This window comes from Arthrobacter sp. 05L428 (assembly GCF_056397665.1).
In genome coordinates, this window is sequence record NZ_JBFTNW010000001.1 from 684,149 (window position 1) to 699,348 (window position 15,200).

The window sequence follows — 15,200 nt, forward strand, 5'->3', positions numbered from 1 at the left end:
GAACGGATGCGGCGGTAACAACCCGGGCGGCGAGCCGGATTGGATCTTCAACGAAGGTACTATTCGTGTGGGGGATTTCCAGGATCACCCTGAAGACTGATATCGGCTTGCTAGTTGTTTGGGGATCATGATCGTGACCGACCACGTTAGTGTCTGGAAATACCGGCTGCAACACGGCTCGGCGCATGCCGGCCTCGCGTTGTTGTTCATCCTGGCGGTCATGCTCATGGGGCCCGGCGTCGTCTGGGGCGACACTGTCCAGTACATCAGAATCGCCGACCAGCTGCAGGGCATCCCCTCGGACCAGGCGTGGCTGCACGCCTTCACGGAATTCTGCAAAAACCCGTCCGTGCCCTACAAGGGGACCCTCGAGAACTGCATCACCAAGACCGTTGCCGGCCGCGGCCCGGTGATCGGCTGGGTGGACCGGAACCCCCAGTACCAGGCCATCTTCACCCCAAGGGTGGGTTTCCCGCTCCTGTCGATTCCCTTCATGCGGCTTCTCGGCGAGCGTGAGGGCATGTGGCTGGTCGCCGTCGCCGGAACAGCCATCGCAGGGCTGCTTATGGCCCGGCTGGCACGGATGGCCGGGCTCAACCTGGTGCCGTCCCTCCTGGTCCAGGCCGCCTTCTACGCCCTGCCCGCCAGCATCCCGCACGGTGTCGCCCTGCTGGCGGAGGGTCCGACACTTGCCTCCGCCCTGGTCATGGCCATCGGCATGGCCCACGTACTGCGGGGCTCCCGGGGTCGGGGGACGGCCCTGCTGGTGCTCGGTCTGGGACTGGTGTTTTTCTTCAAGTACTCCTCCGCCGTGCTGCTATGCCTGAGTTTCCTGCTGGTCTGCGTCGGCCTGTTGATCTTCAAGACCTACCGCCGCTACAGCCAGATACGCCTGGGCATCGTCATCGCCACGGTCTTGATCGTGACCTCGCTGGCCGTCAACGGACTGTTTGGCTTCCCGGGCCTCAACGAGAGCCTGCAGGACACCTTCACCGACCACTTCCGGCACCCGCCGGTGGACGATCCGTTCAGCCTGCTGATCGTGCTGGAGGGCGACTTCCTGTGGAGGTTCCTGATGGATCTCCCGGCCAACGCTGCGTATCTCCTTGTCTTCGTTGTGGGTGTGTGGGGATACGTGCGCGCCATGCGCGAGAAACTGTTGCCGCCGGCCGGGTGGGCTGGAGTGGCGCTGTCCCTCTACGGAATCCTCAGCGTCGTCGGACACCCGGTTTACACGCAGGCAGAGCGCCTGGGCTCCAGCCTCTGGGTCGGCGTCGCCATTGGCATAGGCTTGCTGGCCAGGTCGGTGACTGATCGGGTCCGGCAACGGAAGAGGTCACCTCAGCACCTGGCGGGGAGCGGAAGCCCGATCTAGCCCGGGCGCCCTGCCGCAAAGATGGAAATGGCCGGGTGAAAGTCCAATGACTTTCGCCCGGCCATTCCCGTCGACTCTGGGATCTTCGCCTAGAAGTAGGCCACCTTGACGCCGGACGCGGTCCAGGTCATTGTCCCTCCCTGGAAACGAACTGTCTTGTACCCGGCGTAGGAGATTGCGGCCTGCGTGGGGTAACCGAGCTTGCCCATCTGCCAGCCGGCCACGCGCCACTGGCTCATGTATGGTTCGTTCACGGCGTGGGCGCCGCTCGCCGCCGTCCAGTAGATGTTGCCCCCGCTGAAGGGCTGGTAGCAGCCGCTTCCGTAAAGTCCGCAGACCACCGAACCCTTCGGGTAGCCGATTCCGCGCTGCCAGGCTGCTTCACCCCACCCCTTCCAGTAGGCGCCGGTGACGGCGTGGGCTCCGGTGGCGGCGCTCCAATAGATGTTGCCGCCGGTGAAGGGCTGGTAGCAGCCGCCGTTGTAGAGTCCGCAGCTGACGGTCCCCGTGGGGTAGCCGATCTTCGGCTGGAATCCGGCGCGCTGCCAGCCCTTCCAGTACTCGCCGGTGACGGCGTGGGCTCCGGTCGCGGAGCTCCAGTAGATGGTGCCGCCGGCAAACGTCTGGTAGCACCCGCCGCCGTACTGCCCGCAAACGGCCTCGTTGGTGGGGTAGCCGATGGTTGTTTGGAAGCGGACCTCTTTCCAGCCATTCCAGAAGGCTCCGGTCACCGCGTGGGCTCCCGTGGCGGATGACTGGTAAATGTTGCCGTTGCTGAAGGACTGGTAGCAGCCGCCGCCATAAAGCCCGCAGGTGACGTCGTTGGTGGGGTAGCCGATCTTGGTCTGCCAGCCGGCCCGCCCCCACGCCGCCCAGAAGTCGCCGGTCACGGCATGGGCGCCGGTGGCGGCGGACCAGTAGATGTTGCCGCGGGTGAATTCCTGGTAGCAGCCGCCGCCGTAAAGCCCGCAGTTCTCGTTGGATTTGGGGTACCCGATGCCGTCTTGCCAGCCTGCTGCTTTCCAGGCGGGCATGTAGGAATTCTTCACGACAAACGTCCCCACGCCGGGGGTGTTGTAGGCGTTGCCGCCCTGGAAGGTCTGGTGGCACGTGGTTGTGGTGGTGGGGCAGATGGCGTCGCTGGTGGCGTAGCCGATTCCTGTCTGCCATCCGGCTTTGCCCCAGGCAGTCCAATAGGCTCCGGTGACCGGATGCGCCCCCGTCGCGGAGGTCCAGTAGATGTTGCCGTTGGTGAAGGCGCGGTAGCAGCCGTTGCCCACGAGCCCGCAGATCTCCGAGGTCGTTTTGGCTGCACCCAGCGGCCCTGTTGCACCGCCGGTGGCCACCCATTTGGCGTCGATTGCACCGTTGGAGCCGACAGTTCCGCGGGCGAATGACTGCAGCTGGGCCGTGGAACCGTTCCAGACGTTCGAGTCCCCGGCAAACGGTCCGGTGCTGCTGAACTGCCAGATGCTGTAGGTGGACCAGCTCGCGGGGATCGGACCGGCGTCGTTGGAGGCCGAGATCGGGTAGGAGGCCAGCCAGAGCGGGTTGTCGCCGAAGCCGAGGGGGTTTCCGACGCAGTCCTTCCACCAGTAGTTGCCGGTGTAGATGACCGGGAGCCGACCCGTCAGCGACTTCATGGTGTTGCTGAAGTCCTTTGCCCAGGCGGTCAGGGCCGCGCGGGACATGTCATAGCAGGCGTTGCCCTGGTAGTAACCGTTGATGGTCTGGCCCGCGTAGGGGTTGCCCTCGAAGTCGAGCACCGGCGGCATGGTGTAACCGTCGTTGGACCAGCCCCCGCCGTTTTGCACGAAGATCCTTGCCTGGTCCGCCCCGGACGACGCAGCCGGGTTGGCGAAGTGGTAGGCGCCCCGGATCATGCCGACGGCCCGCGATCCGCTGTACTGGGTGGAGAAGATCGGGTTCGTGTAGTAGTTCCCCTCGGTTGCCTTGATGTAGACGAACCGGGCACCCAGGTTCCACTGCTGCTGCCAGTTAATCGAGGGCTGGTGCTGGCTGACATCCATGCCCTTGATGCCGAACGTCGGCGTCCAGGTGCCCTCAGTCGCCAGCGCCTGGGTGGTGGCCTTGTCCCCGGTGGCCGCGGCGGCGGAACGTCCGGCCTCGCCCATTTCCGCTCCGCCTGAGCGGGTGGCCGCCGTCATGGCGGCACGGTAGGCCTCGGATGTCCGGTCGACGGCCACCGGCGCGGTGCTCGGAGACGGCGACGGTGTTGCCGAGGACGACGACGACGGAGTGGCCGGGGCCGGTGTTGGGGAGGCGGGCGGGGCCGGCGTGCTCGCCGTGGGCGCCGGTGTCGCCGTTGTGGTTGTCGCGGGTGTCGGTTCGACGGCGGCGGCGGGCGGCACCAGTCCCGGGAGCGCAAGCAGGGAGGCGGCCAGAAGCACGGCTCCGATCCGGCTGCCGAGAAGGCTCAGGGGTGGAAGTTGGGTCCGTTTCATTTGCCGCTCCGGAACAACACGCTCATGGCAGTGTCATAGTGATCCCACGCCCGGGTGCCATGCAGGAGGCAGCTGTCCGGGATGTGAGAATGTCTGACTTGTCGCGCCCACCCTAACACCGCCGCCAAGCGTGAACCAGAGTGCCTCGTGTTACTAGTGAGGCAATTGTTATGAATCGGAGAATCTGTTTTCCACATAGATCCGGCCGCGCCCTTGTCCGTCGGCCCGGGCGCCTCTAGCTTTAACCCAGTTGCACTGCCCCAGGGGGATGGGTAGCGGTCATGTTGGGGGCACCGTGGAAGCTGTGCGCATCATCGAGGACGAAGTCCGTGAGTTGATCCGTCGCCGCGGCCTTGATCCGCTGCGGCAAAGCGGGGAAGTCCGCCGCCTCGTGGAGGAGGCCATCAGCGACTACGACGAGCGTGCGCTGCTCGCACCGCTTCCGCCCATCGGCCCGCTGGAGCAGGCCCGGAGATTTGTCTTCGATGCCGTGGCGGGATTCGGGGCGCTGCAGCCGTTGCTCGACGATCCGGCCATCGAAGAGATTTGGCTCAACGCCCCGGATGAAATTTTCGTTGCGCGCAACGGTGAATCCGAGCTGACATCCATCGCCCTGACGGACCAGCAGGTGCGCAACCTGGTGGAGCGGATGCTGAAGAGCTCCGGCCGGCGGCTGGATATTTCCTCCCCGTTCGTAGACGCGGCCCTGCCGGACGGCTCGCGGCTCCACGTCGTCATCCCCGACGTGACGCGGCGGCACTGGGCGGTTAATATCCGCAAATTCGTGGTCAAGGCCAGCCGGCTCGAACACCTCGTGGAACTGGGCACCCTCACCCCGCAGTCGGCCCGCTTCCTCGGCGCCGCCGTGGCAAGCGGGCTCAACATCCTGGTCTCGGGCGCTACGCAGGCCGGTAAGACCACCATGCTCAATTGCCTGGCCGCGAGCATCGGCACGCGCGAGCGGGTCGTCACGGTGGAGGAAATCTTTGAACTCCAGTTCCCGCTGCGCGACGTCGTCGGACTGCAGTGCCGGCAGCCCAACCTGGAGGGCGAAGGCGAGATCCCCATGCGCCGGCTCGTCAAGGAGGCCCTCCGGATGAGGCCGGACCGGCTCGTGGTCGGCGAGGTCCGCGAGGCCGAAAGCCTGGACATGCTCATTGCCTTGAATTCCGGCATGCCGGGAATGTGCACGATCCACGCAAATTCGGCCCATGATGCGGTGACCAAGATCTGCACGCTGCCGTTGCTGGCGGGGGACAATATCTCGAGCGCCTTCGTCGTCCCGACCGTGGCGTCCTGCATCGACCTGGTGGTCCACTGCAGCCGTCAACCGGGCGGCCGGCGCCAAGTCACGGAAATCCTTTCACTGGGTCGCAGGGTGGAGAACGGCATCATCGAGTCGTCGATGGTGTTCGACATGCTCGACGGGAAGCTCCAACCGCAGGCGAATTCCATGCCGGCTGCCGAGAAGTTCGCCCGCTCCGGGTTCGACGTCGCGGCGCTGCTGGAGCCGCGCTGATGGCGCCGCTGCTGGGGGTGCTCGGGGGAGCCGGACTGCTGCTGGTCTGGTGGTCCGCCTGGGAACGCCCCCACGCAGCCAGGCGCCGGCCCCGGGTCAGCCGGCTGGAGGACCTCCTGCGGTCCGCCGGCATTGAAAAGGTCAGCCGGCTGGGCCTGCTCGCGACGTGTCTCGGCGTCGGTGCTTTCGTGACTCTTGTGTTCTTTGCGGGCACTAGGTCATGGCCGATTTCCGGCTGCTTCGGGCTGTTCGGGACCTGGCTCCCGCTGGGCATCGTCAAATGGCGCGCCCGCAAACGCACGGCCCTCCTCCGCGAGCTGTGGCCCGACGTCGTCGACCACCTGCGCTCGGCCATCCGGGCGGGCTTGTCGTTGCCGGAGGCACTTATTCAACTGGGCGAGAAGGGGCCGTCCGAGCTGCGGCAGTTGTTCCGCGACTTCGGCGCGGATTACCGGTCCGGCGGCCAGTTCGATCCCGCCCTGGACCGGCTGAAGGAGAGACTTGCTGATCCCGTTGCTGACCGGATCGTTGAGGCACTGCGGCTGACGCGGGAGGTAGGCGGATCGGACCTCGGACGCCTGCTGGGCACGCTCGCCGAATTCCTGCGGGAAACCGCCCGGACCCGCAGCGAGCTGGAAGCCCGGCAATCCTGGACGGTGAACGCCGCCCGCCTCGCCGTGGCCGCTCCATGGATTGTCCTCGTGCTGATGGCGGGCCGGCCCGAGGCCGTGGCCGCCTACAACTCGCCCGTCGGCACAGTGGTTCTGGTCGGCGGCCTGCTGGTCTCGTTGTTCTCCTACACCGTCATGCTGCGAATCGGTGCCCTCCCGCAGGACGAGCGGGTACTCCGGTGAACGGGATGATGGCGAGCGCGGTGGTCTGCGGCGCAGTACTGGGTGCAGGCCTCTGGCTGTTCCTGGTGCGGCTTCCGTTCATGCGGCCCATGACCTTCGCGGAGCGCATCGGGCCGCAGCTGAGATCCCACAACCTTGAATCCCGACTGCTGCGCACGGCTGCCGGCAACGTCACGCCGTTTGGCCCGCTCGAACGGATCCTGCGCCCGGTGATCCGGGACGGGGTCCGAGCGCTGGGCAGGCTGAACCCGGGTTCATCGGCGCTCAACCGTAGGCTCGCCCGGGCCGGCAGCAGCAAATCGTCGGTGGATTTCCGCGCGGAGCAGTTGCTCTGGGCCGCCGGCGGCTTCGTGGGGGCGGCGGGAATCGTGCTGCTGGGAGGAGCAATGGGTCGTTTCAATCCGCTCTTCGCCGTGCTGATCGTCGTCGGCGCCGGCCTGGCCGGGTTCCTCTTCCGCGACTATGTGCTGGGGGCGCAGGTCAAGAAGCGCGAGGCCCGGATGATGGCGGAGTTCCCCAGCGTGGCCGAACTTATGGCCCTGGCGGTCAGTGCTGGCGAGAGCGCCACCGGCGCCCTGGACCGGGTAGGCCGCCGAACGCAGGGCGAGCTGTCAAAGGAGTTCTCCCGGGTCCTGGCCGATACCCGGGCCGGGAAGCCATTGGCGGATGCCCTGCAGGAGTTCTCGTCACGAACCGAGCTGGGCCCGCTGGTCCGGTTCGTGGACGGCCTGATCGTCGCGGTGGAACGCGGGACACCCCTGGCGGAAGTCCTGCGCGCCCAGGCCCAGGACGTGCGCGACACCGCCAAGCGCGAACTGATGGAGTCCGCCGGCCGGAAGGAGATCGGCATGATGGTTCCGCTCGTCTTCGGCGTGTTGCCACTGACCGTGGTGTTCGCCGTCTTCCCGGGGCTGGCGGCCATCAGCCTGGGACTCTGAGCAAGACCTCTGAGCAAGACGTGGAGGGGTCGTACGCAGTAAGCAGTAGGGCAGTAACCGCATCAGAACAGGGGCAAGCAGCGCAGCTCGACTGCGACATTCAAAACACAAAGGGGAAACGGTGAAGAGTATTGGTATCCGCACGTTGTTACTGGCTCACACGGCGGCCATACTGCTGTGGCTTTCCGCGGCCGCAGGAAGACAGCCAGGAATCCAGCCGAGCAAACAGCCAGGCAAACACCCCGGCCGGCAGAGCGGGCGGGCGCACGGTAGCCGGGATCTCGGGGAGCGCGGGGATGTCCCAGGCTGGGTAATGATCACCCTGATGTCGGCCGTGCTGGTCGCCGCACTGCTGGCGCTCGCAGGCCCCGCGCTGGAGGGGCTCTTCAACCAGGCCATGCAAAAAGTCGGGCAGTAGGCGGTGTATGCAGCCGGCGGCCGCGGCCCCGCCGACCAGTGTGTCGGCCCCGCCGACCAGTGTGTCGGTCCCGCCATCCAGGACGCCGCCGGTCCCGCCGGCCGGGAACGCGGCTCAGCCGTTGTCGACTTCGTCCTGGTCGGCGGACTGCTCACGCTGTTCTTCTTGGGCATCATCCAGCTAGCCCTCGTCCTGCACGTCCGGAATACCCTGATCGATGCCGCGGCTTCGGGCGCCCGGTACGGCACCCTGGCGGACCGCGGCGCCGCCGACGCCAAGGAACGCACCACGCAACTGATCGGGGTGGCGCTCACGCCGGAGTTCGCCCGGGACGTCAGCACCGCGGAGACCACCTACGCCGGCATCCGCACACTGGAGGTAACTGTCCGCGCACCGCTTCCTGTCATCGGCTTGATCGGCCCCCGCGAACTACTGGAGGTGAAAGGCCATGCCGCCATCCAGCCCTAGCGACGATGCCGAGCGGGGGAGCGCCGTCATCGAATTCACCTTCCTGTCCCTCTTGTTGATGGTGCCGGTGGTCTACTTCATCATCACGATCGGCCAGCTCCAGGGCGGCTCCTTCGCGGTGGTCGGCGCAGCGGACCAAGCAGCCAAGGTCTACGTTGCCCAGCCCGACGCCGCGAGCGGCCGGGCCGCCGCGGAACAAGCCGTGCAGCTGGCGCTCGCCGACTACGGGCAGCCGGCGGAAAACGCGAGCCTGGAAACCAGCTGCGTTCCCGCCGACTGCACCGCTGCCGGATCCGCCGTCACCGTCACCGTGCGACTCGCGGTGCCGCTGCCGTTCGTGCCGTTCAGCGACACCCTGAGGCTCGACGCCGGCCGGCTCAGTGCCTCCGCCACGCAGATCGTTGGGCGGTTCCGGTGACCACCCACCCGGCCGTCGGGTCGGCGGGACGCCAGGACGGTGAGGACGGCCAGTTGATGGTGTTGATCATCGGCTATGTACTGCTTGCCCTGCTGGTCACCACTGTGGTCGCGGCTGCGTCCAACGTTTACATCGAACACAAGAAACTGCTGTCGCTGGCGGACGGGGCCTCCGTGGCGGCCGCGGACAGCTTCACCCTGGGGCAGCTGCAAAGCTCCTCCGGAAGCCCCACCGCAGTCCTCAGCGGCAGCCGGGTGCGCAGCACCGCCGCCGACTACCTGAACCGCAACGGCGCCTTCGCCAGGTTCAGCGGCCTGGCCGTCGGCCCCGCGACGGGCAGTCCCGACGGGTCCACCGCCGTCGTGGTCCTCAGCGCCGCCGTCCACCCGCCCATCGTGAACTTCCTGGTCCCGGACGGCATCCGGATCGAGGCGACGTCGACGGCGCGGTCCCGGCTGACGCGCTGACCGCACGCAAGCCCCGGGCCCGGGCGAGGCTCCCGGGCGCGACCACCGGGCCGGGGCGTCCGCGGCGGATAGCGTAGGCTTGAAAAACCATGGCAAACATTGATTTTCCCGCAGAAATCCGCGCGCTGCGCGCCACCTACGCCTCGATCGAGAACGTTTCGAACGTCGATGCGCTGAAGGAAGACATCGACGAACTGAGCGAGCGCGCCGGCGAGCCGAACCTTTGGGACGACCCCGCGGCCGCGCAGGTCATCACCTCCAAGCTCTCGCACAAGCAGTCCGAACTGGAGCGGCTGAACAAGCTGGCCGCCCGGATCGACGACCTGGAAGTCCTCGTGGAACTGGGCCAGGACGAGGACGACGCCGCCTCGATGGGGGAGGCCGCCGCGGAACTCGAATCGATCCGCAAGGCCCTCAAGGACCTTGAGGTGGTCACGCTGCTCTCCGGCGAGTTCGACGAACGCGAAGCCGTGGTCACCATCCGCGCGGGTGCCGGCGGCGTGGACGCCGCGGACTTCGCCGAGATGCTGCTGCGGATGTACCTGCGCTGGGCCGAGCGCCACGGCTACCCGACCACCATCATGGACACCTCTTACGCCGAAGAAGCCGGGCTGAAGTCCGCCACCTTCGAGGTCAAGGCGCCCTACGCCTACGGCACGCTGAGCGTCGAGGCGGGCACCCACCGGCTGGTCCGGATCAGCCCCTTCGACAACCAGGGCCGGCGCCAGACGTCCTTTGCCGCCGTCGAAGTCATCCCGCTGATCGAGCAGACCGACTCCATCGACATCCCGGACAACGAGATCCGCGTCGACGTCTTCCGCTCCTCCGGCCCGGGCGGCCAGTCGGTCAACACCACGGACTCCGCCGTCCGCCTGACCCACATCCCCACCGGCACCGTGGTGTCCATGCAAAACGAGAAGTCGCAGCTGCAGAACCGCGCGGCGGCGCTGCGGGTGCTGCAGTCCCGCCTGCTGCTGCTCAAGAAGGAGCAGGAAAACGCCGAGAAGAAGGCATTCGCCGGCGACGTAAAGGCCTCCTGGGGCGACCAGATGCGCTCCTACGTGCTCAACCCGTACCAGATGGTCAAGGACCTCCGCACCGAGCACGAGGTGGGCAACACCTCGGCGGTGTTCGACGGCGAGATCGACGACTTCATCGACGCCGGCATCCGCTGGCGGACCGACAACCGCAACGCCGAAGACTAGCAAGGCGCCCCGGCGGCCCGTGCCATAACCGGCCCGCCGGGCCCAAATCCCGCGACACGCCCCCGTGCTCCGGCCCCTGTGCTGTTACCCGTGCGTATAGTCGAGGGGCCGGTGCCCTACTTCCCCCAAAAGAAAGCCCGCGCCCCGGCAGCAGAACTGGTCTGAAAGATGCCCGGCTCCTGCAGGGTATTAGGGCCATGATCCGTTTCGAAAATGTCACCAAGGTCTACGACCAGAACGCGCGACCGGCGCTGGATTCGATCAACCTTGAGATCGACCGTGGCGAGTTCGCCTTCCTCGTGGGTGCCTCCGGCTCCGGCAAATCGACCTTCCTGCGCCTGGTGCTGAAAGAGGACCGCGCCTCCTCAGGGGCCGTCTACGTCGCAGGCCAGAACGTGGCGAAGATTTCCAGCTGGCGGGTGCCGCGGCTGCGCCGGGGGATCGGCGTCGTCTTCCAGGACTTCCGCCTGCTGCCCCAAAAAACCGTGTTCGCCAACGTTGCCTTCGCCATGCAGGTCATCGGCCGGAGCCGCAGCGTCATCCGCGAAACCGTCCCCGAAGTCCTCAAGACCGTCGGCCTCGAAGGCAAGGAAAACCGGTTGCCCCACGAACTGTCCGGCGGTGAGCAGCAGCGCGTGGCGATCGCCCGCGCCGTCGTCAACCGTCCCGGCATCCTGCTGGCGGACGAGCCCACCGGCAACCTCGACCCGACGACCTCCATGGGCATCATGGGCGTCCTCGACAAGATCAACCAGAACGGCACCACCGTGGTGATGGCCACCCACGACGACGACATCGTCAACGAGATGCGCAAACGCGTAGTGGAACTGCGCAACGGGGTCGTGATCCGTGACGAGGCCCGGGCCCTGTACACCTCGATGATCCCGGTAGTGGGACAATCCCGCCGGCTGCGGGACGCGAGCGGCCGCGAGCCGTCCGACGTCGGCGCCGCCAACGGCGAGGCCCAGCACGCACGGGAGGGCAAGCTGTGAGACTCGCTTTTATCCTGGCCGAGATCGGCAGCGGCCTGCGCCGGAACCTGTCCATGGTGGTCTCCGTCATCCTGGTGACCTTCGTATCCCTGACTTTCGTGGGTGCCGCCGGCATGCTGCAGCTTCAGATCAACCAGATGAAGGGGTACTGGTACGACAAGGTCCAGGTCGCCGTCTTCCTCTGCAGCGACGGTTCGACGGCGCCAGGCTGCGCCTCCGGCCCGGCGACGCCGGAGCAGCAGGCCAACCTGCGCCAGCTGCTGCAGTCCCCGTCCGTGGCCCAGTACGTCAACGATTTCCAGTTTGAATCGAAGGACGAGGCCTACAAGCACTTCAAGGAGCAGTTCTCCAACTCGCCGATCGTTGACTCGGTCACCCCGGACCAGCTCCCGGCCTCCTTCCGGATCAACCTGAAGGATCCGGAAAAGTATGAGGTCATCAGCGAGAACTTCTCCTCGCAGGCCGGTGTGGAGTCCGTCATCGACCAGCGGCAGCTGCTGGAACGGCTCTTCTCCGCGATGAACGCCGCCTCCCTGGTGGCGGTCAGCGTGGCCGGTGTGATGATTGTCTGCGCCATCCTGCTGATTGCCACCACCATCCGGCTCTCCGCCTTCAGCCGCCGCCGGGAAACCGGGATCATGCGCCTCGTGGGCGCGTCGAAGATGGTGATCCAGCTGCCCTTCATCCTGGAGGGCGTGATCGCGGCCGTGATTGGCGCGGCCCTCGCCTCCGGCACGCTGTGGGCCGTCGCCCACTTCTTCCTCGGCGGGGTCCTGTCCAAACAGTATCCGGACACTGCCTTCATTTCCCCGGCCCAGACGCTGCTCCTGGCGCCGGCCCTGATCGGCCTTGGTGTGCTGCTGGCCGGCACCTCATCTCTCCTGACCCTCCGCCGCTACCTGAGGGTCTAGCTTTGCGCAACGAAGAGGAATGCTCATGAAACCGATGGTCCGACGCACCGATCCGGCCCGCCGTACCCTCCGCCGCGGCCGCCTGATCAGCGCCGCCGTGGTGCTCGTCCTCGCGGCCAACCTGGGCGCTTCGACCCCGGTGGCGTTCGCCGACACCCTCGAAGACCAGCAGGCTGCGCTCAGGGCTGAGGCCGAGCGGGTCCAGCATTCGTTGGAGTTCGTGGACGCACGCATCGCCAAAGCGGCAGGCGACCTGGTGCTCTACCAGGGCCAGCTTCCCGGTGCCCAGCAGGCGTTGCTTGACGCCCAGGGCCGTGTGGCCGGTGCGGTCAAGGAGGTTGAAGCCCTCGCTGCCCGCGTGGACCTGGCCCAGCAGAACAAAGCCAAAATCACCCAGCAGCTGGCGAATGACCAGAAGAAGATCACCGACACCCGCAAGCTGATCGGGCAGATTGCCACCCAGGCTTACAAGTCCGGCGGCGTGCCGTCCAACCTCTCGCTCTTCTTTGGCTCGAACAACGGCAGCCTGACCGACACCATCGACCTGGCGGACCAGGCGCTGCGCAGCCAGAACACCGCGATGGACAAGTTGACCCAGCAGAACGCCACGAACGTCAACTCCCAGGCGCGACTGCAGGCGGTGGAAGCCGAAATCGCGGACCTCAAGGCCAAGGCTGACGCGGCGCTGGTCCGGGAGCAGGCGGCACGCGACGAGGCGGCGGCCAAAAAGGCCACGGTGGACAAGCTGATCTCCGACACCACCCGGCTGAACAAACAGCTGCAGGCAGCCAAGCCCGCCATCCAGGGCCAGCTCGCGCAGGTCAAAGCCCGGCAGGACGCCGTCGCGGCCGAAATCGTCGAACGCGACCGGAAGCTGCGCGAGGCTTGGGAAGCTGAACAGCGCCGGATCGCGGCGGCCCGCGCCGCTGCGGCCGCCGCGGCGGCCCGGGCCCAGGGCCAGGTTGCGCCGCGGCCGGCGCCTTACGTCCCGGCCCCGCCGGGACCGGTGTCGGCCTTCGGCCTGCGCAGCCCGTTCAACGGCGTCCCGATCACCTCGGGTTTCGGCTGGCGCGCGACGCCGCCGGGCACCATCGACTTCTACGGCCAGGGCGGCTACATGCACACAGGCATCGACTTCGGCGCCGCTTGCGGCACCCCGGTCTACGCCCCGGCGGCCGGCACGGTCTTCTCGGCGGGGTGGGGGAACGACGGCGGCGGCAACCACGTGAAAATCTCGCACGGCGTTGTGCAGGGCAACTCGCTGACCACGATCTTCTACCACAACACCTCTGTGGTGGTCTCTGACGGCCAGCAGGTGAGCCAGGGTCAGCTGATCGCATACTCCGGGACCACCGGCAACTCCACCGGCTGCCACTCGCACTTCGAGACCTGGGTCAACGGCCAGGCAGTCGACCCGATGGGCCTGCTCTAAACTGGAACTGACCCGATCCATCGACTAAGGAGTTTTACCGTGCCTAAAGAAAGTGGCCGGAAGGTAGTGGCCACCAACCGCAAGGCCCGGCACGACTACCACATCATGGATACCTATGAGGCCGGTATCGCGCTCATGGGCACCGAAGTGAAGTCCCTCCGCGAGGGCCATGCCTCCATGGTTGACGGCTTCTGCACCTTCTACAACGACGAGTTGTGGATGGAGGGCATCCACATCCCCGAGTACCACCAGGGGAGCTGGACCAATCATGCCGCGCGCCGGCGTCGCAAACTGCTGCTGCACCGCGACGAGCTGACCAAGATCTCGCACAAGATCCGCGAATCCGGCTTCACAATCGTGCCGCTGCAGCTGTACTTCGTGGACGGCCGCGCGAAGGTGGAGATCGGCGTCGCCCGGGGCAAGAAGGAATACGACAAGCGCCAGACGCTGCGCGAGCAGCAGGACAAGCGTGAGGCCCTGCGCGTGATGCGCGAGCGGAACAGGCGCTAGGCAAGGTGCACCAAACCCGCGGGAATGAATCCGGCGGGCCTTGCGTTATGATTGGTAGTCCGGGAAGGAACCGGCTGAACCCGCGAAGGCGGATCGGCGGGCACCTGACCGGTTTGATAAAAAAATACGGGGATGATCGGTTTCGACGATGTTAGTCGCGACAGGTGAAGCGGGCCGAGGATGCAGAATTATCTCGTAAACGCTGTCTGCAAACCAATAAGTGCCGAATCAAAACGCACTGACTTCGCTCTCGCTGCCTAAGCAGTAAGACAGTCCGTCAGCCCGAGGTTGCTATTGCCCCGGATCCTGGCGTCATTTAGATAGCCACTGCTGTTTACCTCCGTCATCGGGGTGAACGGGACTCTTTGATGACTGGGCCCGGATCAGCCAGCTGTTTGCAGCATGGCTGGGGCCGAGAAAATCCGACGCAAACTGCGCCCGGAGAAGCCCTGACAACACGACATCGGACGGGGGTTCAATTCCCCCCATCTCCACATAGGGAGCGCCGGCAACGGAGCTCCACCCCGTAGCAAAAGGCCGGAAGCATCAGCTTCCGGCCTTTTTGTTGTGCTCGACTTTGTTGTGCTGGACGGCGGGTTAGCGCTTCTTGATGTGCGCCACCGGATCGGTGTGCTCGTCCACGATGTGCTTGGCCTTCTTCTCGGCCCGTTTTTCCTTGATGGTTTTGACCGGCTTCTTCGTAAGGTGCCGGTGCGGCGACTTGTCAGGCATTTGCGCGCTCCCTAAAGGCGGGGGGCCCGGGATGAGCCCGTGCTTTTAAGGCTACGCCTCGGGCACCGCGACGTCCACGATGCCGATGAAGCGGCTGCCGACGCCCTCATATTCGCTGCGGACCAGCCCGGCCTCCAGGGCGGGCCGCTCGTGCGGGGCATGGTGGGCGCAGCAGACAAAGCTGAACTCCGGCCACCACTTTTTGGGCCGGGCCGTTTCGGAGAAGCCGCACACGGCACAGGTCAGCTGGACCCAGACCGGGCGTTTGCCCGTCCGGTTGGCCCTCGACTGGAGGAGCCAGGCCGGCGGGCTGTCCAGCAGGGCGCCGAGTTCGGCCTCGGACAGGCGGGACGGAATGCCGTGACGGTGTGCCATTTCCAGCGGAATATCAAGGGCCTGGGCAGCTTCGCGTCTCGTAACCATCCTTTAACTTTACGGGATCCGGGCACACCGGCAGTCAGCCGGCCGCCGGTGCTAGGCTCATCCCAAACCCGGT

General features: G+C 66.3%; 16 protein-coding genes and 1 other RNA gene. 14 read left to right on the top strand and 3 right to left on the bottom strand.

What is annotated here, in order from left to right:
* Positions 1-133 precede the first annotated feature (133 nt).
* Positions 134-1,375 (top strand): hypothetical protein, encoded by a 1,242-nt coding sequence (locus tag AC1DH3_RS03210; protein ID WP_441417291.1) that lies wholly within the window; start codon positions 134-136, stop codon positions 1,373-1,375.
* Between the two features lie 89 nt (positions 1,376-1,464).
* On the opposite strand, the gene AC1DH3_RS03215 is transcribed toward AC1DH3_RS03210, so the two are convergent.
* Positions 1,465-3,840, bottom strand: coding sequence for a GH25 family lysozyme (locus AC1DH3_RS03215; RefSeq protein WP_476892261.1), 2,376 nt, complete (start codon positions 3,838-3,840; stop codon positions 1,465-1,467).
* A gap of 268 nt (positions 3,841-4,108) precedes the next feature.
* Between AC1DH3_RS03215 and AC1DH3_RS03220 the strand changes: the two genes are divergently transcribed.
* The 13 genes from AC1DH3_RS03220 to ssrA all read left to right on the top strand — a co-directional run bounded on the left by AC1DH3_RS03220 (position 4,109) and on the right by ssrA (position 14,469).
* Positions 4,109-5,359: a CpaF family protein gene (locus tag AC1DH3_RS03220; RefSeq protein ID WP_476892262.1), complete on the top strand. Its 1,251-nt coding sequence runs from the start codon at positions 4,109-4,111 to the stop codon at positions 5,357-5,359.
* Complete coding sequence (locus tag AC1DH3_RS03225) at positions 5,359-6,213, top strand: type II secretion system F family protein (RefSeq protein ID WP_476892263.1); 855 nt, start codon at positions 5,359-5,361, stop codon at positions 6,211-6,213. Before AC1DH3_RS03220 ends, AC1DH3_RS03225 begins: the two co-directional genes overlap by 1 nt.
* Before the next feature lie 5 nt (positions 6,214-6,218).
* Positions 6,219-7,151 (top strand): type II secretion system F family protein, encoded by a 933-nt coding sequence (locus AC1DH3_RS03230; protein WP_441417853.1) that lies wholly within the window; start codon positions 6,219-6,221, stop codon positions 7,149-7,151.
* A gap of 169 nt (positions 7,152-7,320) precedes the next feature.
* Positions 7,321-7,569 (top strand): hypothetical protein, encoded by a 249-nt coding sequence (locus tag AC1DH3_RS03235; RefSeq protein WP_441417854.1) that lies wholly within the window; start codon positions 7,321-7,323, stop codon positions 7,567-7,569.
* 75 nt (positions 7,570-7,644) lie between these two features.
* Positions 7,645-8,037 (top strand): TadE family protein, encoded by a 393-nt coding sequence (locus AC1DH3_RS03240; RefSeq protein ID WP_441417855.1) that lies wholly within the window; start codon positions 7,645-7,647, stop codon positions 8,035-8,037.
* Positions 8,018-8,455 (top strand): hypothetical protein, encoded by a 438-nt coding sequence (locus AC1DH3_RS03245; protein WP_476892264.1) that lies wholly within the window; start codon positions 8,018-8,020, stop codon positions 8,453-8,455. Before AC1DH3_RS03240 ends, AC1DH3_RS03245 begins: the two co-directional genes overlap by 20 nt.
* Before the next feature lie 56 nt (positions 8,456-8,511).
* Positions 8,512-8,922, top strand: coding sequence for a pilus assembly protein TadG-related protein (locus tag AC1DH3_RS03250; protein WP_476892304.1), 411 nt, complete (start codon positions 8,512-8,514; stop codon positions 8,920-8,922).
* Positions 8,923-9,011: 89 nt separating this feature from the next.
* Positions 9,012-10,127 (top strand): peptide chain release factor 2, encoded by a 1,116-nt coding sequence (prfB, locus tag AC1DH3_RS03255; protein WP_476892265.1) that lies wholly within the window; start codon positions 9,012-9,014, stop codon positions 10,125-10,127.
* Positions 10,128-10,324: 197 nt separating this feature from the next.
* Positions 10,325-11,119 carry a cell division ATP-binding protein FtsE gene (gene ftsE, locus AC1DH3_RS03260; protein WP_476908568.1) on the top strand — a complete coding sequence of 265 codons (795 nt, stop codon included), beginning with the start codon at positions 10,325-10,327 and terminating at the stop codon, positions 11,117-11,119.
* Positions 11,116-12,030, top strand: a complete 915-nt coding sequence (gene ftsX, locus AC1DH3_RS03265) for a permease-like cell division protein FtsX (RefSeq protein WP_476892267.1) — start codon at positions 11,116-11,118, stop codon at positions 12,028-12,030. Before ftsE ends, ftsX begins: the two co-directional genes overlap by 4 nt.
* Positions 12,031-12,055: 25 nt before the next feature.
* Positions 12,056-13,462 (top strand): peptidoglycan DD-metalloendopeptidase family protein, encoded by a 1,407-nt coding sequence (locus tag AC1DH3_RS03270; protein ID WP_476908569.1) that lies wholly within the window; start codon positions 12,056-12,058, stop codon positions 13,460-13,462.
* A 39-nt stretch (positions 13,463-13,501) separates the two neighbouring features.
* Entirely contained in the window at positions 13,502-13,972 is a 471-nt protein-coding gene (gene smpB, locus AC1DH3_RS03275) for an SsrA-binding protein SmpB (RefSeq protein WP_441417300.1), read from the top strand.
* Positions 13,973-14,100: 128 nt separating this feature from the next.
* Positions 14,101-14,469, top strand: a transfer-messenger RNA (tmRNA) gene (ssrA, locus tag AC1DH3_RS03280).
* Positions 14,470-14,569: 100 nt separating this feature from the next.
* Here ssrA and AC1DH3_RS03285 read toward each other — a convergent pair.
* Both AC1DH3_RS03285 and AC1DH3_RS03290 read right to left on the bottom strand, forming a co-directional pair.
* A complete protein-coding gene (locus AC1DH3_RS03285; protein ID WP_261375082.1) occupies positions 14,570-14,704 on the bottom strand; it encodes a hypothetical protein in 135 nt (44 codons plus the stop codon).
* Positions 14,705-14,755: 51 nt separating this feature from the next.
* A complete protein-coding gene (locus AC1DH3_RS03290) occupies positions 14,756-15,127 on the bottom strand; it encodes a hypothetical protein (RefSeq protein ID WP_476892269.1) in 372 nt (123 codons plus the stop codon).
* Positions 15,128-15,200 lie beyond the last annotated feature (73 nt).